The organism is Lentilitoribacter sp. JB5-8, from assembly GCF_055693385.1.
This window is the reverse complement of sequence record NZ_CM146332.1, coordinates 1,931,743-1,951,372: the sequence shown is the minus strand read 5'-3', so window position 1 is coordinate 1,951,372 and position 19,630 is coordinate 1,931,743. Positions and strand designations below refer to the sequence as shown.

The 19,630-nt window shown below is 45.7% G+C and carries 21 protein-coding genes; 10 read left to right on the top strand and 11 right to left on the bottom strand.

Features of this window, described 5'->3' with window-relative positions:
* Positions 1 to 22: 22 nt before the first annotated feature.
* The 7 genes from ACZ1GZ_RS09330 to ACZ1GZ_RS09300 all read left to right on the top strand — a co-directional run bounded on the left by ACZ1GZ_RS09330 (position 23) and on the right by ACZ1GZ_RS09300 (position 7,630).
* On the top strand, positions 23 to 1,585 hold the full coding sequence (locus ACZ1GZ_RS09330; RefSeq protein WP_472664582.1) for an extracellular solute-binding protein: 1,563 nt from the start codon (positions 23 to 25) through the stop codon (positions 1,583 to 1,585).
* 80 nt (positions 1,586 to 1,665) lie between these two features.
* Positions 1,666 to 3,987 (top strand): DUF4962 domain-containing protein, encoded by a 2,322-nt coding sequence (locus ACZ1GZ_RS09325; protein WP_472664581.1) that lies wholly within the window; start codon positions 1,666 to 1,668, stop codon positions 3,985 to 3,987.
* A gap of 22 nt (positions 3,988 to 4,009) precedes the next feature.
* Positions 4,010 to 4,747, top strand: coding sequence for an SDR family NAD(P)-dependent oxidoreductase (locus tag ACZ1GZ_RS09320; protein ID WP_472664580.1), 738 nt, complete (start codon positions 4,010 to 4,012; stop codon positions 4,745 to 4,747).
* A 12-nt stretch (positions 4,748 to 4,759) separates the two neighbouring features.
* On the top strand, positions 4,760 to 5,071 hold the full coding sequence (locus ACZ1GZ_RS09315) for a cupin domain-containing protein (RefSeq protein ID WP_472664579.1): 312 nt from the start codon (positions 4,760 to 4,762) through the stop codon (positions 5,069 to 5,071).
* Positions 5,072 to 5,252: 181 nt separating this feature from the next.
* Positions 5,253 to 6,167 (top strand): MBL fold metallo-hydrolase, encoded by a 915-nt coding sequence (locus ACZ1GZ_RS09310; RefSeq protein WP_472664578.1) that lies wholly within the window; start codon positions 5,253 to 5,255, stop codon positions 6,165 to 6,167.
* On the top strand, positions 6,167 to 7,126 hold the full coding sequence (locus ACZ1GZ_RS09305; protein WP_472664577.1) for an MBL fold metallo-hydrolase: 960 nt from the start codon (positions 6,167 to 6,169) through the stop codon (positions 7,124 to 7,126). Before ACZ1GZ_RS09310 ends, ACZ1GZ_RS09305 begins: the two co-directional genes overlap by 1 nt.
* Positions 7,127 to 7,195: 69 nt before the next feature.
* The gene (locus tag ACZ1GZ_RS09300) at positions 7,196 to 7,630 is read left to right on the top strand and encodes a rhodanese-like domain-containing protein (protein ID WP_472664576.1); all 435 of its coding nucleotides are present in this window, start codon (positions 7,196 to 7,198) and stop codon (positions 7,628 to 7,630) included.
* A gap of 78 nt (positions 7,631 to 7,708) precedes the next feature.
* On the opposite strand, the gene ACZ1GZ_RS09295 is transcribed toward ACZ1GZ_RS09300, so the two are convergent.
* From ACZ1GZ_RS09295 to ACZ1GZ_RS09245, 11 genes are all read right to left on the bottom strand, one after another.
* Positions 7,709 to 8,974 carry an FCSD flavin-binding domain-containing protein gene (locus tag ACZ1GZ_RS09295; protein ID WP_472664575.1) on the bottom strand — a complete coding sequence of 422 codons (1,266 nt, stop codon included), beginning with the start codon at positions 8,972 to 8,974 and terminating at the stop codon, positions 7,709 to 7,711.
* Positions 8,975 to 8,985: 11 nt separating this feature from the next.
* Positions 8,986 to 9,681 (bottom strand): c-type cytochrome, encoded by a 696-nt coding sequence (locus ACZ1GZ_RS09290; protein WP_472664574.1) that lies wholly within the window; start codon positions 9,679 to 9,681, stop codon positions 8,986 to 8,988.
* A 3-nt stretch (positions 9,682 to 9,684) separates the two neighbouring features.
* Positions 9,685 to 11,010 carry a c-type cytochrome gene (locus ACZ1GZ_RS09285; protein WP_472664573.1) on the bottom strand — a complete coding sequence of 442 codons (1,326 nt, stop codon included), beginning with the start codon at positions 11,008 to 11,010 and terminating at the stop codon, positions 9,685 to 9,687.
* Positions 10,994 to 12,262: a sulfite dehydrogenase gene (soxC, locus tag ACZ1GZ_RS09280; RefSeq protein WP_472668272.1), complete on the bottom strand. Its 1,269-nt coding sequence runs from the start codon at positions 12,260 to 12,262 to the stop codon at positions 10,994 to 10,996. Before soxC ends, ACZ1GZ_RS09285 begins: the two co-directional genes overlap by 17 nt.
* A gap of 22 nt (positions 12,263 to 12,284) precedes the next feature.
* Positions 12,285 to 13,982: a thiosulfohydrolase SoxB gene (soxB, locus tag ACZ1GZ_RS09275; protein WP_472664572.1), complete on the bottom strand. Its 1,698-nt coding sequence runs from the start codon at positions 13,980 to 13,982 to the stop codon at positions 12,285 to 12,287.
* A gap of 88 nt (positions 13,983 to 14,070) precedes the next feature.
* On the bottom strand, positions 14,071 to 14,901 hold the full coding sequence (gene soxA / locus ACZ1GZ_RS09270; protein WP_472664571.1) for a sulfur oxidation c-type cytochrome SoxA: 831 nt from the start codon (positions 14,899 to 14,901) through the stop codon (positions 14,071 to 14,073).
* Between the two features lie 34 nt (positions 14,902 to 14,935).
* A complete protein-coding gene (gene soxZ / locus ACZ1GZ_RS09265) occupies positions 14,936 to 15,265 on the bottom strand; it encodes a thiosulfate oxidation carrier complex protein SoxZ (protein ID WP_472664570.1) in 330 nt (109 codons plus the stop codon).
* Positions 15,266 to 15,286: 21 nt separating this feature from the next.
* On the bottom strand, positions 15,287 to 15,709 hold the full coding sequence (gene soxY, locus ACZ1GZ_RS09260; protein ID WP_472664569.1) for a thiosulfate oxidation carrier protein SoxY: 423 nt from the start codon (positions 15,707 to 15,709) through the stop codon (positions 15,287 to 15,289).
* A 19-nt stretch (positions 15,710 to 15,728) separates the two neighbouring features.
* On the bottom strand, positions 15,729 to 16,184 hold the full coding sequence (gene soxX, locus ACZ1GZ_RS09255; RefSeq protein WP_472664568.1) for a sulfur oxidation c-type cytochrome SoxX: 456 nt from the start codon (positions 16,182 to 16,184) through the stop codon (positions 15,729 to 15,731).
* A 114-nt stretch (positions 16,185 to 16,298) separates the two neighbouring features.
* Complete coding sequence (locus tag ACZ1GZ_RS09250) at positions 16,299 to 16,859, bottom strand: thioredoxin family protein (protein WP_472664567.1); 561 nt, start codon at positions 16,857 to 16,859, stop codon at positions 16,299 to 16,301.
* A 17-nt stretch (positions 16,860 to 16,876) separates the two neighbouring features.
* A complete protein-coding gene (locus ACZ1GZ_RS09245; RefSeq protein ID WP_472664566.1) occupies positions 16,877 to 17,632 on the bottom strand; it encodes a cytochrome c biogenesis CcdA family protein in 756 nt (251 codons plus the stop codon).
* A gap of 83 nt (positions 17,633 to 17,715) precedes the next feature.
* Between ACZ1GZ_RS09245 and ACZ1GZ_RS09240 the strand changes: the two genes are divergently transcribed.
* Genes ACZ1GZ_RS09240 through ACZ1GZ_RS09230 form a run of 3 tightly spaced genes read left to right on the top strand, consistent with a single transcriptional unit; the run spans position 17,716 to position 19,580 of the window.
* Entirely contained in the window at positions 17,716 to 18,084 is a 369-nt protein-coding gene (locus ACZ1GZ_RS09240) for a hypothetical protein (protein WP_472664565.1), read from the top strand.
* 17 nt (positions 18,085 to 18,101) lie between these two features.
* On the top strand, positions 18,102 to 18,500 hold the full coding sequence (locus ACZ1GZ_RS09235) for an ArsR/SmtB family transcription factor (RefSeq protein WP_472664564.1): 399 nt from the start codon (positions 18,102 to 18,104) through the stop codon (positions 18,498 to 18,500).
* A gap of 24 nt (positions 18,501 to 18,524) precedes the next feature.
* The gene (locus ACZ1GZ_RS09230) at positions 18,525 to 19,580 is read left to right on the top strand and encodes a YeeE/YedE family protein (RefSeq protein WP_472664563.1); all 1,056 of its coding nucleotides are present in this window, start codon (positions 18,525 to 18,527) and stop codon (positions 19,578 to 19,580) included.
* Positions 19,581 to 19,630: the final 50 nt, after the last annotated feature.

Below are 19,630 nucleotides of genomic sequence, written 5' to 3'. Positions count from 1 at the left end.
ACACGCAAAATGGGAGGAAATCATGCGTAAATTAACTCTTGCCGCGGCTCTTCTGGCTGGCACCGCATTCGCGACGCCTGCAGTTTCAGATGGCCATCTAAAGATTGTTGAGGGTGACCCTCTGGAGCTAACAATCCAGATGAACCACGCTCGCTACCCAGTTTACAAAGAAGACTGGCCGGTTGAACAGCAAGCACGTGAATGGACAAACATTCATCTTGTTGATGTAACAGTTGGTGCTAACTTACGTTCTGATGAAAATACAGGCCGTACTGAAGCTCTGAACTTGATGCTTGCGGGTGGTAACATCCCAGATATCGTTGGTTCAAGCCGCATTAAAGACTTCGTGAACCAGTATGGTCCTGAAGGTGCGTTCTTGCCGCTGAATGAGCTCATCGACGAGCATGCGCCAAACATGAAGGCATATTTTGATGCACGTCCTGAAGTTGCTGCTGCGATCTCTGCTGCTGATGGAAACATGTATTACATCCCTTATTTGCCAGATGGTAAATATGGTCGTGCATACTGGATCCGCACAGATTGGCTCAACAAACTAGGTCTTGAAGTTCCACAAACAGTAGAAGAGTTTGAGGCTGCATTGCGCGCCTTTAAAACACAAGATCCAAACGGCAACGGCGAAGCAGACGAAGTACCATATTTCGCACGTCAATGGCCTGAGCTTATCCGTCTTGTAACGCTTTGGGACGGTCGTTCATCGGGTTCTGATACCTATCACGATTTTTATGTTGATGAAGGCATGATGAAGCACCCATATGCGGGTGAAGGCTATCGTGAAGGCATCAAAAACCTTGCACGCTGGTATGATGAAGGTTTGGTGGATGCGGAAGTATTTACTCGTGGTTCTTCTGCACGAGACTTCTTGCTGTCTGAAAACCTAGGCGGTGCAACACACGATTGGTTTGCATCAACTTCAGGCTATAACAGACTTTCAACTGAGATCGATGGTTTTGAATTTAAAGCTATGGCACCACCGGCTTCAATCAGCGGAAAGCGCATTGAAGAGCACCGTCGTATTCCGATCAAACCAGATGGTTGGGCTATCGGCCACACAAACAAGCACCCTGTTGAAACAATCAAGTATTTCGACTTCTGGTTCACACCTGAAGGTCGTCGCTTGGCCAACTTCGGTGTTGAAGGCCAGCAGTATGATGTTGTTGACGGTAAAGCTATCTTCAAGAAAGAATTCCTTGATGCTGGTCCTGTGAACAGATCACTTTATCAAATCGGTTCGCAACTTCAGGGTCGCGGTTACTTCCAGGATTACAATTACGAAATCCAGTGGTCAAACGAGTTTGCGCTTGAAGGTATCGCTCTTTATGACCAAGGCGATTATCTGATTGATCAGTTCTTGGGTGTTGCCTTTAACGCTGATGAGCAGAAGGTGTATGACAAATATTGGGGTACAATCCGCGATTACATGCTTGAACGTCAGCAGGCTTGGATCTTGGGTGCTGCCGATGTTGAAGCAGAATGGGATGACTATATCGCTCAGCTTAAAAAGCTTGGTTATGATGAAGTACTCGTTGTTATGCAATCTGCATACGAGCGCCAGTACAACAAGTAATACCTTATAATTAAACATCAGAGCGGCGGATATTGTCCGCCGCTCAATCTAAATTTATCGACAAACGGAAATCTATATCTATGGCAAGTGACGCTCTTCCTTTGCTTGACGAACCAAAAGCCGGTCAATTAACGATCCAATATTCACCTATTGAAGACACGGATATCGTTGAAAACCCACCACGCTTTTCTTGGATCCCTGTGATTGATGATGATGCGCGCTATGTGCTGCGCATTTCTACCGATGCCGATTATCCGGCAAAAAGCACAAAGATATTTGAAGATTTACCGCTTAACTTTTTTACCCCAGACATTACTTTGGATGCAGGAAATTACCACTGGTCATATGCCACGTGGGATCCTGAAACAAATACGCAAACGAGCACTTGGAGCAGTTCACGCACATTCTACATTGCAGAAGATTTGCCGCAAACCCCAGTTCCAAAGCGTATAGAGCGATATAAAGAGGTGGATACGAACCACCCTCGCCTTTGGATGACAACGGATCGCCTAGCTGAATTTAAAAAAGCTGTAGCTGCTGATCCAAATCATTGCAGCTGGTCTAATTTTTACGAAAAATCTGTCCTACCTTGGATGGACCGCGATGTGATGCGTGAACCAAAGGGCTATCCCAATCATCAACGCACTGCACCGATTTGGCGCCAAACTTATATCGAACTGCAAGAGCATTGGTATGCCATCCGGCACTTAGCAATTGGTGGCGCGGTCACTGACGATGCGAAAATGACAGAACGCGCAAAAGAATGGTTACTGGAAGCTGCATCATGGGACCCAATGGGCGTAACTTCACGCGCATATACGGACGAATGGGCATATCGCGTGTGTAATGCACTCGCATGGGGTTATGATTGGCTTTATCATGATCTTTCAGACGATGAACGCGATCTCGTTCGCAGCGCCCTTTTGGAGCGCACACGAGATATCGCTGAACACGCAATTCAGAACGCTAAAATTCACCTCTTCCCCTATGACAGCCATGCCGTTCGCTCTGTTTCGTTGAGCATTGTACCATCATGTATTGCGCTTTTGGGTGATGATGAGAATGATGAAGTTCGCGGTTGGCTCGATTACTGCATTGAGTTCTTAATGACGGTCTATTCCCCTTGGGGTGATAATGATGGTGGTTGGGCTGAAGGCACAAACTATTGGATGATGGGTGTTGCTTATCTTATTGATTCAGCAAACAGGCTTAAATCGTATATTGGCATTGATCTATATAAGCGTCCGTTCTTGCAAAACACCGGCGACTTCCCGCTCTATTGTAAAGCACCCAATACGCGTCGCGCCACATTTGGTGATGACAGTACGCAAGGGGATTTACCTGGTATTAAAACCGGTCTGAATATGCGTCAGTTTGCCGGCGCAACAGGTAAAGGCGAATATCAGTGGTACGCAGAGGAGAACCTGCGCACCAACCCTGGCACCGAAATGGCGTTTTACAATTGGGGCTGGTGGGATACGAATTTTGACGAACTCGTCTTCCAAACGGATTTCCCTCAAATTGAGGCTTCCAAACCGCAGGACGGTTTGCGCCACTTTAAAGGCATTGGCTGGGTGGGCGTACAGCACGCGATGGATGATCCTGATAATCATATCCAATTTGTATTTAAATCATCCAGATTTGGCTCAGTTAGCCACAGCCACGGCGATCAAAACTCGTTCTGTATGGCAGCTTATGGCGAAGATATGGCAATCCAATCTGGACATTATGTTGCCTTTAACTCCTCCATGCACCGCAATTGGCGTCGCCAAACACGCTCTAAAAATGCAATTTTGATCAATGGCAAAGGCCAATACGCTGAAAAAGACAAAGCTAAGGCGCTGGCAGCAACTGGCAAAATTCTCGCAGCTGAAGAGCATGAGGATCACATTTATATCTGCGGCGATGCAACGGCTGCGTATCAAAGCCTTTCACCTGAGGTAACCTGTGCAGAACGTGAAATCTATTTTGTACGCGGATCTTATTTTGTCATTGTCGATAAAGTAGATGCGGATAAGCCTGTCACCATTGATTGGCTATTACATGCAAATGAACCATTTGAACTTGGCAAGTCTTCATTCCGCAATCGACAAGAACGCTCTGGTTTTTACGGACAAGTTGTTTGGTCAGAAGCTGGCAAACCCGAGATCAGTCAAAAAACAGAATTTACTGATGTAGACCCTGCGGATTATGAAGGACTGCCAGTCAGCACTGTTTTAACCGCACATTACCCGGCATCAACACGTCACCGGATTGCAACATTGCTTGTGCCATACAAACTCGACGCACCAAAGCGGATCTTCAACTTTATGGATGATCAAGGCTATGACGCAGATTTATATTTCACGGACCCAGACGAAAACACGTTTAAAGTTGTGATGAAAAAACTAGCTAATACCTGATAGATAAAAGGAAAAACAACGCATGAAACTTGCAGGAAAAACTGCCATCGTCACCGGGGGTGGCCGCGATATCGGAGCAGCTGTTGCCATTAAACTAGCCTCGGAAGGTGCGAATGTTGCCATCAACTATTTCAGCACCGGAGCAGATGAAACAGTGGCCAAAATCAAAGCCAATGGCGGCAATGCATTTGCCATGCAGGGTGATTTAAAAAACGAAGATGATGTGAATGCGCTTGTTGCCAAAACAGTTGAGACATTTGGCAGTGTTGATGTTTTGGTCAATAATGCAGGTGGTTTGGTTGCCCGCAAAAAGATTGCGGAAACGCCCCTTTCCCACTGGCGCGAGGTTTTAGACCTTAACCTTACGAGCACATTTTTGATGACACATGCCTGCCTTCAGCACATGAAAAGCGGCGCTATTGTAAATCTTGCAAGTCAGGCTGGACGCGATGGCGGTGGCCCGGGCGCTGTGCCATATGCAACATCAAAAGGTGCTGTCATGACCATGACACGCGGTCTTGCCAAAGAGCTAGGTCCGGATATTCGGGTGAACGCTTTATGTCCAGGCATGATTGATACAGATTTTCACAACGTTCACACGCCAGAGGCAGGCCGTCGCGGATTTGAAGCAAGCGCTCCTGTAAAACGTCAAGGCCATGTTGACGATGCAGCAAATCTTGTCTTGTTCCTTGCATGCGATGATAGCGCCTTTATAACGGGCACCAATATTGATATAAATGGTGGAATGCTATTCTCTTAAGTGGAGGTTATAATGTCCGATTTTCCAGTTGTTTCGACAGGCGATAACGTAACACGTCAGGTTTTATCTACCAATGACGATCTTATGGTTGTTGCATTTCGCTTTTCAGCAGAGGGCGCAAAAGGTGATTTGCACAATCACCCACATATTCAATCGACTTATGTTGAAAGTGGTCGCTTTATTTTCACGCTTGGTGATGAAAAACGTGAAGTGAAGCAAGGTGATAGCTTTGTTATTCCTTCTGACATGGTTCACGGCTGCGTCTGCTTAGAACCAGGTACATTGATTGATTGCTTCACGCCTCACCGTGATGATTTTTTGTAAGCTGAGTATCTAAAGACTTCAGGTCTTTTTCATTTCTCTTTGACCACGTTAAAACAGTAATTGCTGCTTTAACGTGGTTTTTTTATGTATCTGCCGCATATGAGGCTATGACCGCTAGCTAAAGGTTGCGAAAATCACTTTAATCATTCATATTCGAATATATGAATGATTGGAGGTGGATATGCCTATTACGCGGCGTGATGTTTTAAAAGGTGCAGCAGCTTTATCGGTTATGGGGGCAACACCAAACCTATCTGTTGCCCAGATCAAAGTTGGAAACGCAACTCTATCAACAGTGAGTGACGGTCATCTCACATTGCCCGGTGATTTCATCTTTGAAACGGTGCCGCAAGAGCAATTATCCCCTATCCTCACCGAGTTTAATTTATCTCGCGATCAGCTTTTACCGGAATGCAATCTTGCCCTTTATCAGGATGGTACAAACAATATCTTGTTTGATGTTGGATCAGGTCCAGACTTCATGCCGTCAGCGGGAATGCTCACCGATAATCTGGATGCGCTCGGGCTCTCTCCTGAGGATATAACCCATGTCATCTTTACACATGCGCATCCTGATCATTTATGGGGCTTATTGGATGATTTTGATGATCCTTTGTTTAGCGATGCTGCATATCTCATGGGTCAAAATGAATGGGATTATTGGTGGAACCCCAATACTGTCGATAGCTTACCTGACAACTTAAAACCATTTGCAGTGGGTGCAAAACGCCGTCTTGAGGCTATTGAGGATAGCGTAGAATTCATCAAAGATGGGCAAGAGATTATTCCCAGAATTGCTGCGGTTTCAACACCCGGACATACGCCCGGACATATGAGCTTTGAAGTGCGCAACGGGTCAAACTCCACGATGATCTTAGGTGATGCGATTGGCAATCATCACATTGCATTTAAACAGCCAGATTGGCCAAGCGGTTCCGATCAGGATCGAGAGTTGGGCATTCAATCACGCAATATGTTGTTTGATCGCATAACAGGCGAGAACATGAATGTCATTGGCTTTCACTTACCCAATGGCGGGATTGGCAAGGTTGATGTGACATCTGTTGGATACCGCTTTTTAGAAGGAGAAATCTAATGAGCATTCGGAAACTTGCCGCCCTCGCAGCCACATTCGCAGTACTTATTGTTCCAGCCATGGCCGATGAAAATATTGCTGATCAATACCCAGGTTCGCTGTTATATTCAAAGCCAGTGGAAGTGATCCCTCATGTTTGGTCTGCAATTGGTGCAACTGCGCCTCCAACATATGAAAATAGCGGTCACAACAATAATCTTAGTTTTATTGTTACCGGAGACGGCGTGGTCGTGATTAATGGTGGCGCTGCTTACCTCTTGGCAAAAGCACTGCATGAGGAAATTCAAAAGATAACTGATCAACAAGTTAAATATGTCATCAATGAGAATGGTCAGGGACATGCGGCGCTGGGCAATTCATACTGGACAGAACTTGGCGTTCCTATCATTGCGCATGTCGATGCAGCCCATGAACTTGAAGAGCGGGGCCATCAGATCCTTGAGAACATGAAACGCTATAATCGTGAAAAATCTGAAGGTACCTCGATCGCACTCCCCACTGAAACATTTGAAGATAAGAAGGTGATTGAACTGGGTGAATTTACGATAGAGGTCTTACATTTAGGACCAGCGCACAGCCCGGGTGACACGCAGGTTTGGCTTCCAAAACAGAACCTGGTTATCGCCGGAGACATGGCATTTCATGAACGGTTATTGCCGATTTTCGATGACACGATGACCGCAGAATGGGTTGAAACTTGGGAAACTGAATTTGAGGCGTTAAATGCAACTTATGTTATCCCAGGTCACGGACACCCCACAAATATGGACCAAGTACGACGCTATACTCGCGATTATCTGGTCTATTTACGCGGAAAAATCGGTGAACATCTTGAAGAAGGAGGCGATTTAGCCGATGCTTATTATGTGGATCAATCACCCTACGCGCATCTGCATACGTTTGACGAACTCGCAACTCGCAATGCCGGACGGGTCTATGAACAAATGGAATTTGAATAATTGCATGCTCTAACACTCTATCGGAACTCTTCAACCTTACGATATCAATTTGCGTCTTTGGCGTTGTTTTTGTCACTCTTATTCTTCGTCATACCGGTGCGTGCCGACACGCCTTTAATGAGCGCACCGCAAGCTTATGAAAAACTATCAAAGGGTGACATTGTTGTGCTTGATATCCGTTCACGCGAGGAATGGCAGGATTCAGGTGTCGCGCAAGGTGCATTGCCAATATCTATGCATGAGAAAGATTTTCTCGAACGCCTTCAATATGTGCTTTTGGAATATGAGCCTGAAAAGATTGCGATGATCTGCGCAACCGGTGGGCGGTCTGCGGAAGTGACATATTTTTTAGAACAAAATGGCTTAACCGGTGTTGCGGATATATCTGAAGGGATGTTTGGCAATCGCAATGGTCCAGGCTGGATAAAACATGGTTTGCCTGTTGTCTCGGCGAGCGAAGCGATGGAAAACTATGAAAAACTTCAATCTTCTTGGAATGAATAAATTTTACTGTCGTGAAAACTTATGGACCTGAAGACAAAGAAAATCCCCGACTGATGGATCAATCGGGGATTTATTATTTTAGCCGAACATGTCAGCTGTAATACCTGAATACCAACCTTCAGATTCTTCATATGTTGCTTTGCGGATATCATCGCTTTCACCAGTTTTGGAAATAAATCCATCAACTTTTGCGATTTTTTCCGCCGTTGCTTCATATGTAGCACCAACCTTGACCCCGTTGTTGGTGGTGATTAGCGACCAGCATGTATTTGAGAATTTCGCCGGGAACACTTTTGAACCAGTTAGCGCCCCACGAACAGCGTTGGCGCAAACTTTTGCCTGACTGTTGGCGGAGAAGCCAGATTTGGGCATATCCCCTTGCTGAGATGCATCACCCAGCACATAAATATCACCATCGGCTTTGGTTGACATATCCGCCGCATTCACAGGTGCCCAATTGCCTTCCGTCACACCCGCAAGTTCTGCAATTCGCCCTGCTTTCATCGCTGGGATAACGTTACAAACATCGACCTTGTTTTCTTCACCATCAATCGTAACGGTCATTGCGTTTGGATCCACTGATACATTTGCACCACCAAACTCTTCACCAACCCAATCAATCATGCCATCATAATGATCTGCCCAACCTTCTTGGAATAGTGCCATTTTGGAGAATTTCGGTTTTGGATCAGCGACAATGATTTTTGCCGTTGGATTGTTATTCTTAAGGAAGTGAGCAACCATCGACACACGCTCATATGGCCCTGGCGGGCAACGATATGGATTTGGCGGTGCAATCATTGCAAATGTGCCACCCGCTGGCATTGCCATCAATTGCGCTTTGAGCAACTCAGATTGCGACCCAGCCTTATAAGCATGTGGCATGGCGTTTTGAGCGCTAACATCCCAACCTTGAACAGCACCATCGACGAAATCTATGCCCGGCGATAAGATCAATTTATCATAAGGCACTGAACCACCGCCTGCGAGCGAAACGGTTTTTGCATCGCGATCAACGCCAATTGCCCAGTCATGCACAACATTAACTCCACCAGCTGCAAGGCTGCCATAAGAATGACCGATATCATCGATCTCTTTAAATCCACCCAGATACAAATTTGAGAAGAAGCAGGTGTAATACATGCGCGAAGGTTCGATAAGCGTTACATCGATTTCGCCCTTGCTGTCTTTTGCGATATATCTAGCAGCTGTTGCGCCACCTGCACCACCACCCACGACAACCACGCGCGGTTTGCCATGACCATCGGCTAATACCATTGGGGAAGCTAAGGTGACAGATGCGACACCTGCTGCTCCCAATAATGTTCTTCTTTTTAAGGCCATATTTCCTCTCCCTAATTGTCCTCAGTTAACTCTTTAAAATACACTGCCAAGGCAGCTATCTCCTCATTAGATAAACGCCCGGTAACGAGTTGCATGACAGGATTTTCGCGATGCTTTTCGCGATAGGCATGCATTGCGGTTACAAAATCCTCGGTTTCCCAACCGACAATTCCTGGAATACCGTCATTGTCACCGCTGGATTGGTGACAGGTGGTACATTCGCTGGACAGATATTCCCCGTATTCAATATCGCCCTCTAATGCGAGGATATCGTTCGATACGGTGAAACCTTCATCGACCTTTGCGGCTAATTCTCCTCCGGAAAAAGTCGCAAGATATGCGATCAAATCTGTGCGATCAGCTTGATCTTTAAGTCCGCGAAAGCTCATTTTGGTTTTTGGCATGAAGCCTTTTGGGTCTTCGATAAATGCGTCAAGCGAGGCATAATCCCAATGCAATCCATCACTGGCAGCTTTTTTCATCGCTTTTGAATATTTAAAGTTAGCAACACCACCAGCTTTGGCATTGATGATATTGTTAAGTGGCGGGCCAACACGTTTTTTCGCCTTCACACCAACCATGTGGCAGCTCGCGCATTTTTTATAAACCTGTTTGCCGCGCTCAGGATCGCCGAGCTCACTCGACAGCGTTGCTGTTGAAATCAGCGAGCTACTTGTCAGTAAAAGGAGAAATGGGAGCTTCTTCATTTTCTACTGACCTGTCGACTTTAAATATTCGATGATTGCAGTTAAGTCCTCATCTTTTTTGAGGCCTGAAAAACTCATCTTGGTTTTCTTCATATAAGCTTTTGGTTTTTTCAAAAACTCAGCCAAACTTGCTTCATCCCAAACACGCCCCTCTTCTGCCGCAGCCTTAAAGACATTGGAGTATTTAAAGCCATCAACAGTGCCAAACGTTCTGCCAACGATACCATTCAAAATTGGACCAGAGCGATTTTTTGCCTTATCACCCACCTGGTGACAAGCGGAACATTTTTTAAAGACCTTTTTGCCGGCATTGATCAGTTCAGCTGCACCAGCAACCTCTGGAGAAGGTGTTGTAAGACTTGCTTTTTCAACTTTCTCCTCAGCTGGTTTTTCTTCGGAAACCGGGATAAATGATGGCCCATCTTTGGTGAAGCTTGGCAACCCGTCAATAGTTGCCATATTCGGCACAGAATCCGAGCCACCTTCCGGCGGAGTATCAACCAGGAACACTGATCGCATGGTCACCTGAACTTCGTTTTTGCAGTCACTCATGCAAGGTTCAGCCTGCCATTTTGCATATTCTGTGTTGGGTCGATCATCGATGACAAAACCGTCTTTATTATACATTTCAAATTCGCTGAAATTGTCTTTCGAAAGCTCGAAATCATCATCCACCAAATCATTTGAATAAAGAATATAAGCGACAATCGCATATGTCTCATCTGGCGTTAGCGTACCTGCAGCACCAAATGGCATTGAGCGATTAATGTAGTCCCACGCAGTTGATAAATGCGGCCAATATGATCCAACCGTTTTAACCGGATCTTTGTCTGCAAGCGTGTCAAAGCCACCAGCAAGAACGGGCCAATTATCAACCCCTTCAGCAAAGTCACCGTGACAGGCAGCACATTTTTCTGCAAACACTTCTTCACCGGTGAACACATCGCCTGAACCATCTGGCAAACCGCGCCCATCCGGCAACACATCAACATCCCAAGCTGCAATTTCTTTGGCATGAGCCGTGCGACCAATTCCTAATGTGCCCGGAATGCTCGGCGCTGGCGCCGTAAGGTTTGAACCATTTTTGGCAAGCTCTGCATAAACTTCTTCGATTTCAGCAAGCTTTGCTTCAAGCTCCACAGCTCGATTAGATTGCGCCTTTGTTGCTACTTCCGCATTTGACGCATGCTCTGAGATCTGCGCAAGTCGTGTCTCCAGAGTTTCAATTTTTTCAGCATTATGATTGCGAGACGACATTCCAAATGCCAGCCCAATTAAAAGAGCAATTCCCCCGAATACAGGGATGGAGAGATTAAGAAACTTCGACATTCTCAGCGACCCCTTGTGTGTTTACATACCAAGTTTGAATGCAATTATTGTGATAAACAGAGTTCTCGCCGCGTTGGGCGCGCAACTGATCTTTTGTGGGTTGAACATAACCGGTGTCATCCATCGCTCGAGCTTGCAGCAACATCGGTGCACCATCCCAATTTGTATCAAGATAAAAGCGCGTTAACGCCTTCTTATCGCCCTGTTTGCCCAGACGAGCCGTTTCCCATGTGATGCCTCCATCTTTTGAGACATCCACACGTGTGATCTGTCCGTGCCCTGACCATGCAAGACCAGAAATAACCAAAGGACCCGCGCCATGCTTGATCGGCATTTGCGGACTTGGCGATGTGATCACAGATTTTGCATCCATCACCCATGTCCACTTACGTGCTGAGCCATCTTCTAAAACGTCGGTATATTTCGAAGTTTCCTCACGGCTTTCAACCGGCATGTCAGAGACTTCGATGCGGCGTAGCCATTTAACCCACATATTGCCTTCCCAACCTGGGACAACGAGGCGAACGGGATAACCATGTTCCATGCGCAATGCTTCACCATTGGCTTTGAAAGCAACCAACACATCATCAAGGGCTTTTTCCATTGGAATAGATCGACCATTAGAGGACGCGTCTGCGCCTTCAACATAGACCCATTTGTCGCTTGAAATATCCGCGCCAGCTTCATTTAAAAGTGCACGTAAAGGAATGCCCGTATATTCCATATTATGGATCATACCATGGGTAAATTGTGCGCCATTTAGCTGAGCACCTGCCCATTCCATTCCTGTATTTGCCGCACATTCACAGAAATACACATGATTTTCACGCGGGAAGCGTTCGAGATCTTCGTAAGTAAATATAAGCTCACGATCGACCAGACCATTGATCATTAAACGATAGTCTTCTTTACGCAATTCTATCGCACCTGAATGGTGACGTTCAAACGCGCACCCTTGTGGAGTGATTGTGCCATCAAGCGCATGAATGGGCGTGAAGTTAATCGATGAAATTGGATCTGCGGTAAGCCATTCCACATTGCGACGGACAACGTGAGATTCAAAACTGATAGGCATGCCATAAGGTGTTTCATCGACACCAACACCTGTAGCTGATGCCCAATCCTGTAATTCAGTGATTAAAGGATCAGGCTCATTTGCCTGTGCAGATCCAGCAACAACAGTCCCTGCCATCATTGCCGCACTGCCTTTTAAGAAAGATCGACGAGATCGGATCTTGCTCTTTTCATCCATATTTTTGGACTCCGTCATACTCTTATATGCCCTTAATTGTGACGCTATTATTGGGTTCCACTTTGATGGTTCCCTGTTTGCGAATGTGACTTTCAACGACATCCCAAATCTGCGGTCCTTCGGTGTCTTCATTTACTGAAGCCCAACCGGCGACCACATAGGAATTGCTTGGCTCAATTGCCTCGCCCGTTTTTAAAAGTCTAAGATTTGATATGCGGCTGCCTTGTGGCTGGCTCACATCAATATGGTAGCCAAGACCACCGGTTCGAACCATGTCCCCACCCTGTTGGTAGTAAGGATCAGGATTGAAAATATTGTCTGCAACGTCTTCCAAAACAACCTTGAGGAATTCGCCTGTCATTTCGGTTCGATAGGCCTCGCCGTAGCTCATAGATGTCACATTAAACAGATCTTCACGTGTAATATCCTGCCCTGGAATAACCGAAGGTCCCCAGCGAACACCTGGACTTAACGCAATTTCCGCATCGCGCTCTGAGATCAGTGCATCACAGATCACATCATCCCATGTTCCATTAAAATTGCCGCGGCGATAAAGCAGGCTTTCTGTTTTGCCGATCACTTCATTTAATTCAGCTTCATAAGGTGCGCGCTGCTTATTAATGAGAGCAGAAACTTCTGCATCCGGTTCAATAATATCTGAGAAGATCGGGATAAGCTTATGTCGATAGCCTTTCATCCCCCCATCACGAATATCTAGATCAACGCGGGAAACGAATTTGCCGTTTGAGCCTGATGTAATGATAATTGTGCTGCCAGAGAGCACAGGTTCCGGCAATGCATCATGGGTATGACCTGATAAAATCACATCAATGCCAGATACGACTTTTGCCATTTTCTTATCAACATCAAATCCGTTATGGGACAAAACCACCACGCATTCAGCGCCTTCGGATCGCACCTGATCGACCATCTCCTGCATATTCTCATCGCGAATACCAAACGAGTATTCAGGGAACATCCAGCCCGGATTTGCAATTGGCATATAAGGGAAAGCTTGTCCGATCACAGCGATTTTTGTGCCACCGCGCTCAAACATTTTATATGGAGGGAATAGCTCCGCGGGTTCATCCCATTCAGCATCAAAAATGTTTTGCCCAAGTGCTGCAAATGGCAGATTTTCAACAATTTCCTGAACGCGCTCTGATCCTAATGTGAATTCCCAGTGAAATGTCATTGCATCAGGATTAAGCGCGTTCATGACATTGACCATGTCTTGGGCGTTGGTTTTGTAACATGTATAAGAGCCATGCCAGGTGTCGCCACCATCTAACAGGATAGCATCCGGGCGATCCGCTCTGATGGCTTTGATAACCGTTGCGACACGATCTAAACCACCAACGCGGCCATAACCCTTTGCCAAAGCAGCAAAATCACCAGAGCTCAACGCATAATGGCTGTAGCTACCGTCATCGATGCCATAGAGTTTTCGAAACGAAGAACCGGTGACATGAGGCACTGCACCTTTATTGCCACCAACGCCAATGTTAACCGACGGCTCACGGAAGTAGATCGGTTTTAATTGTCCATGAATATCTGTGATGTGAATAAGCGAAACATTGCCAAATGTATCAAACTCCAGCAATTGATCTTGGGTCAGTGATTGTTGCGCTGCAAGCTTTGCCCAGTTTCCAAAACCCGACGTTCCAACCAGCGCGGACGCTGCCATGCTGACCTGTAAGAAATCACGTCTTGATATCATAAACTTACCTTACTTAAAACATATTAGAATATTTGAATATATTGTGCGTAAAAATACCCCGCACATCATGCGAGGTAAAAATCTTTGTCTAGTTTCGAACAGATGGTGTTTCAACAGCTAGGCCTTCACCACGAGAGGCAATGTAAAGCTCTAGCGCTTTGAACTCTTTGCCACCCTCTTTAAACGGTGTTGCACGAATGTTGCTCATGCAGCCTTTAAAGCGATTGTGGATTGAATTTAGCTTAGCGTTTTTCAAACGATACGTCGGAAAGCCATTGATCTGTCCTTGAGATAAGTGATCGGCGCGGATCATCACACCATAATTATCTTCATGACAATTGGAACAGGCCATATCGAGCTGGCCAACACGCGTGTAGTAAAGCTCTTTACCAGCTTCCCAGAACGGCGCAGCGTCACCATCGATTTTCACACTCATAGGCATACCGCGCGATTGAAAGCCGATCAGACCCGTCACAGCTGTCATATTCGTTGATGACCATTTCCAAGCTTCAGCACCCATACGTTCTGTACGGCACTCATTGACCAGATCTTCCATGGCCACCAATTGTCCGTCTTCAACACGTGGCAATTTTGTACGAAGACCGGCAAAATCCTCAACATCTTCATGGCACGATTGGCAAGACTTACCCTCAGAACCATCAACTTTACCGAAGAGATCAATACCCTGATCGATAAAGACCATGCCTGGATTGTCGAAGTCATCGAGCTGAAGCGCTTGCGTTTCCCCCGAACGGAAGTGCCAACCTGAATATAGCGTATCAACATTTTCCATATGAGAAGGAGCTGCGGTGGTACTCGCCAATATCTCTCCCTCAACATTGAGCTGGTTGCTGTCTTGAGCATATGCGCTGCCAGCACAGATAATTGCTGATACAAATGATATTAATTTCATTCCCATTTCTACCCCTCCCAATGGTAGTCACAAACTTGATCTATGAAACGGTGATCTTCTTCTTCGTTTCGTAGACATCTCCATCATCATCATACCAAGTGAAGTGAAACTCGCCTGATTCAGGAACGGTTGCATCAAACTGGAAATATGGGTTCGTTGAAATTGCAGGCTCGAGCGTTACATCAATGATGTTTTCGCCGTTAAAATCTGCAACAAAACGATTGATAATAGAGCGCGGAATGACATTACCATCGCCATCTTTGCGCTGACCGCTTTCCATTTTATGGCTGATCAAAGTCTTGATCGTAATGACATCACCTGCTGACGCCTTTTTTGGCACTTTAACCCGTGGTTTTACACCAGAAGCCATGAGTATTCTCCTATTCTTAATTTAGCCGCCGCAGCCGCCAATTGTCACTTTCACGTTGGCTTTTGCCATTTGGAAAGATCCATCTTCCATCTTGGCAACAGCGATAACGTTTTGTGTTTTTGAAAGCCTGATACGTGTTGAAGCGCCGCGAGACGCATTCAATTTACCAAAGTTAAAAGTCGCAACATTTGGCACTGGATTGCCATCAGCAAGTACCGTTACTGACAAGGCACCAGGTGCATTGATTTCAATCGGCACTGTGTTGCCATTTTCAGCAATTTCAGGCGCCGTTAGCTCTAAACTACCCTCGCCCGTTTCAGCGCCACCTGTGAATGTATTGATTGCTTCGTCAGCTTTGCTCGCAAATGCAGCCGATGTACCCAATCCAATCAGAGCGATTGAACTGGCACCCAGTGCCAATAATTTTCTTCGTGAAAGCTCCATGCTTGTCTCCAATAAACGTTTATTCTTCTTTCAGCGTAAGCAAATATGCGATCACATCTTCCACTTGCTCAGCTGATAGAATTGACTTTCCCGCAAATTTCTCCAGCGGACGCCCGTAGCCTGCATCAATATAAAATGCTGGCATAATCGTGCCTTCGAAGATCTTTTTGGAATTTGTAACAATGGATCTTAGTTCAGCCTCTGACCAACGATCAGCGACACCATCCATTGGGGGGCCCACTTCACCATGAAACGATTCTTCACTCATTTCTGAATTGATATGGCAAGCTAGGCAATTCCCTAGTTTTCGATTTGCAAACACAGATCGACCCGCTTCAGCATCTCCGGCTTTGCCAGTCAAAGACGCCATGACACCATCATCACTAAATTTTACCTCTGATGGCTTTGTTGTTTCGGCGATTGCTACGGATGTTAAAAATCCGGTCGCAAGTACCACTCCCAATAAGTACTTCATGTCTCCTCCTCAGAACATTCCCCAATGTTCTCATGTGCGACATCATGGCATAAATTCAAAATAACGCAACAACAAATTCAATTAAATGAATTTGTTCATATGTTGTCACCATATCTATTTTTTCTGCTCAGCAAATTTTCGAGCATGATATTTCTGAAACGGCTCGTCTGTTAGATAACCCTTCTCAACAACCCAATTTAGCATGTTGAACGTCGTGTATCGCCCGAAAGCGCCGGGGATTGTAGCAACAGCTGCTTGCGTCGCTGTTTTGTCATCTGCAACGCTTTCATCGAAAAATAATATGCTTGGCGTGAACAGAACGCCCCAGTGTTTTACCATCTCTTTTTCGGTTAAAGTCTCGCCATCAAAATCTGTGACTTCCACATCACCAAACATGTTTAGCTGCACAACGAAAAAGTTTTTCTCGATAAATTCTTCGATTTCGGGAATCACAAAAACTTCTTCATGCATTCTTTTGCAATAGATACAGCCGCGTTGCTCAATGATGACCATGAGACGCTTTCCTTCAGAATTTGCTTCTTCCAGATCCTCCTGCAGATCTTTGAAGGTGTCGCGCATCCATGCAGCCTTATGCAGACCATCACCCCCTATTTCTGCAGCATTAAGCTGAACACAATTGAAAATTAGCGCTAGAGCTAGAAAAATATACTTCATTATAACCTCCCTTTAAATCAACCAATCGCGTCAAACCAGGGGATGTTTTCCAACATCCATTGTGCGATTATGCTGACAGAATTTGTTGCAATTAACAGGCCGAACAAAATGAGGAATAACCCCATAACTTTTTCCATCGTTCCCAAATGTTTTCGAAATTTTTGAGCCCATATGAGGAAATTTTTGGTGAACAAAGCAGCAATTACAAATGGCAAAGTCATACCAAGACCGTAGACGAATAATAGCATAGCGCCCTGTTGTGCGGCGTCCTGCCCTGCAGCTGTAAATAAAATCGCTGCGAGCACTGGCCCCACGCAAGGTGTCCACCCAAATGCAAATGCTAGCCCTATGACAAACGAACCTAAATACGTTAGATTCTTTTGTTTGCCAGTATCCAATTCAGTATCTAGGCGCAATTGCCGATAGAGCAAGCCAATGCGCAAAATGCCTAAAAAGTGTAGACCCATTAAGATAATGATTGCAGCGGCAACCCATCTTAAAACATCGAAATATTCTCTAACAAATTTGCCAAACACTGTCGCCGTCGCGCCTAGCCCGACGAAAATCAAGATAATGCCGGCAGCAAAGAACAATGACGAAATAAACGCTTTTTTGCGAATCTGTGGGTCAATCTCATCATCTGATGACAGCTCACCGACACTCGCACCCGCAAGATAACTTAAGTAAAAGGGTACTATGGGCAGGATGCAAGGGGACAAAAATGACAATAAACCCGCAAAAAAGGCACCACCAATGCTAATATCGAACGCCAATTACCCTACTTCCTCTTGATATATTCAAATATTAGATTATGTTTAGGTAATCTAAGAAGTCAACAGGAGCCTTTGGAGCAGAAGTGCCCTTACTCACCCGAATACTTGTTCTGGTTTTATTAGTGATGCCTTTTTCCGCGTCAGCTGAAACTTATATGCTGATGGCAGAGGAAGATGGCTGTTACTGGTGTCAGAAATGGGAAGACGAGATCGCTCATATCTACCCCAAGACCACCGAGGGAAAGTTGGCACCGTTGCAAAAATATGACCTTCATTCTGAAACGCCAGATGTAAAATTTAGCAAGCGCGTGCACTACACACCGACTTTCATACTTGTTCAGGATGGACAAGAAGTTGGACGTATCGAGGGGTATCCTGGCGAAGATCATTTTTGGGCGTTACTTACAATGTTGTTTGAAAACGCAAAAATCCCATTGGACGTAAAAGGTTAGAAGGGTATAATACTTAAATGATGGAAAATACTGACACTAATCTTGGCACAAACAGTGAAAGCACTTCTCGCCTTCCGGTGTTTGATGCAAATACATGTCCTGAAGACATGGAAAAAATGATGAAGAATGCGGAAGCAGCTTCAACCTTTTTAAAGGCAATTAGTCACGAGGGCCGCCTCATGATTTTATGCCATTTGGTATCGGGTGAAAAATCGGTTACCGATCTTGAAGATCTACTATCATCAAGACAATCTGCGGTTTCTCAGCAACTTGCGCGACTTCGACTTGAAGGACTTATTAAACCGCGCCGTGAGGGCAAAGCGATTTACTATAGCTTGACAGATGACCGCCCCAAGCAGATCATGGAAGTTGTTTACGATCTTTTTGTAGGAGTTAAAACAGCTGCACATAAATGATCTGGTATTTGGGAGGATGCCGGTTTGTTGGATACACTTGGAGAAGCGAATACTGCTGCTTTGGTTGGTTTGTTTGGCGGGGTTCTGCTTGGACTAGCGGCGCGTATTGGCCGATTTTGCACCCTTGGTGCTATCGAAGATATCATCTATTCATCGGATAATCGCCGCATGCGAATGTGGGGCATTGCCATTGGTGTTGCGATCATCGGCACCCATTTTGCTGTCGATTATGGCGCAATGGATTATCAACAATCAGCCTATTTGGATCGTGTATGGAACCCCGCTGCAACGGTGATTGGCGGCTTGATGTTTGGCTATGGCATGGCGCTAAGCGGCAATTGCGGCTATGGGGCACTTGCGCGTTTGGGCGGTGGAGATTTACGCTCGTTTGTGATCGTAATTGTGATGGGGTTATCAGCTTATTTTGTAATGTCAGGCCCGCTTGCACAACTACGCGTGGTTTTATTTTCCGTAGAAGACAATGCAACCTCACCTCAAGGGATTGGGCAGTTCTTGCAAGATACTTATTCTATGCGGCCAGCCCTAATCGGTTTGTTAATTGGTGGCGCAATACTAATTTTTTCACTGGCAAGTCGGCCAATGCTTTCATCTACAAACCATATCTTTTGGGGAACCATTGTTGGTCTTGCCATCGTGTCTGGCTGGGTTGGTACACATTGGGTTTTTGCCACAGGGTTCGATGCAGAACCTGTTCAAACGCACTCATTTGCAGCCCCCATAGGTGATACTATTTTTTACAGCATGACAGCATCTGGTAATACACTTTCCTTTAGCGTCGGATCCGTGATTGGTGTCTTGATCGGCGCGGCCTTAGGCTCATTTAAAAAAGGTCAGTTTCGCTGGGAAGCCTGCGAGGACCCACGAGAGTTACGACGACAGATTTTTGGTGCGACATTGATGGGTCCCGGCGCAATTCTTGCTGTTGGCTGCAGTATTGGTCAGGGAATTTCGGCATTTTCCGTTTTGGCATATAGCGCACCAATTGCCTTCATAGCGATATTTGTTGGCGCAGCGTTTGGTTTAAAACAGCTCGTTTCAGGGTTTGCCCGTGTTGCTTAAATGGGCTCTTCATCAGAAACGATGAAGAGCCCATTTAATACCTAATATTT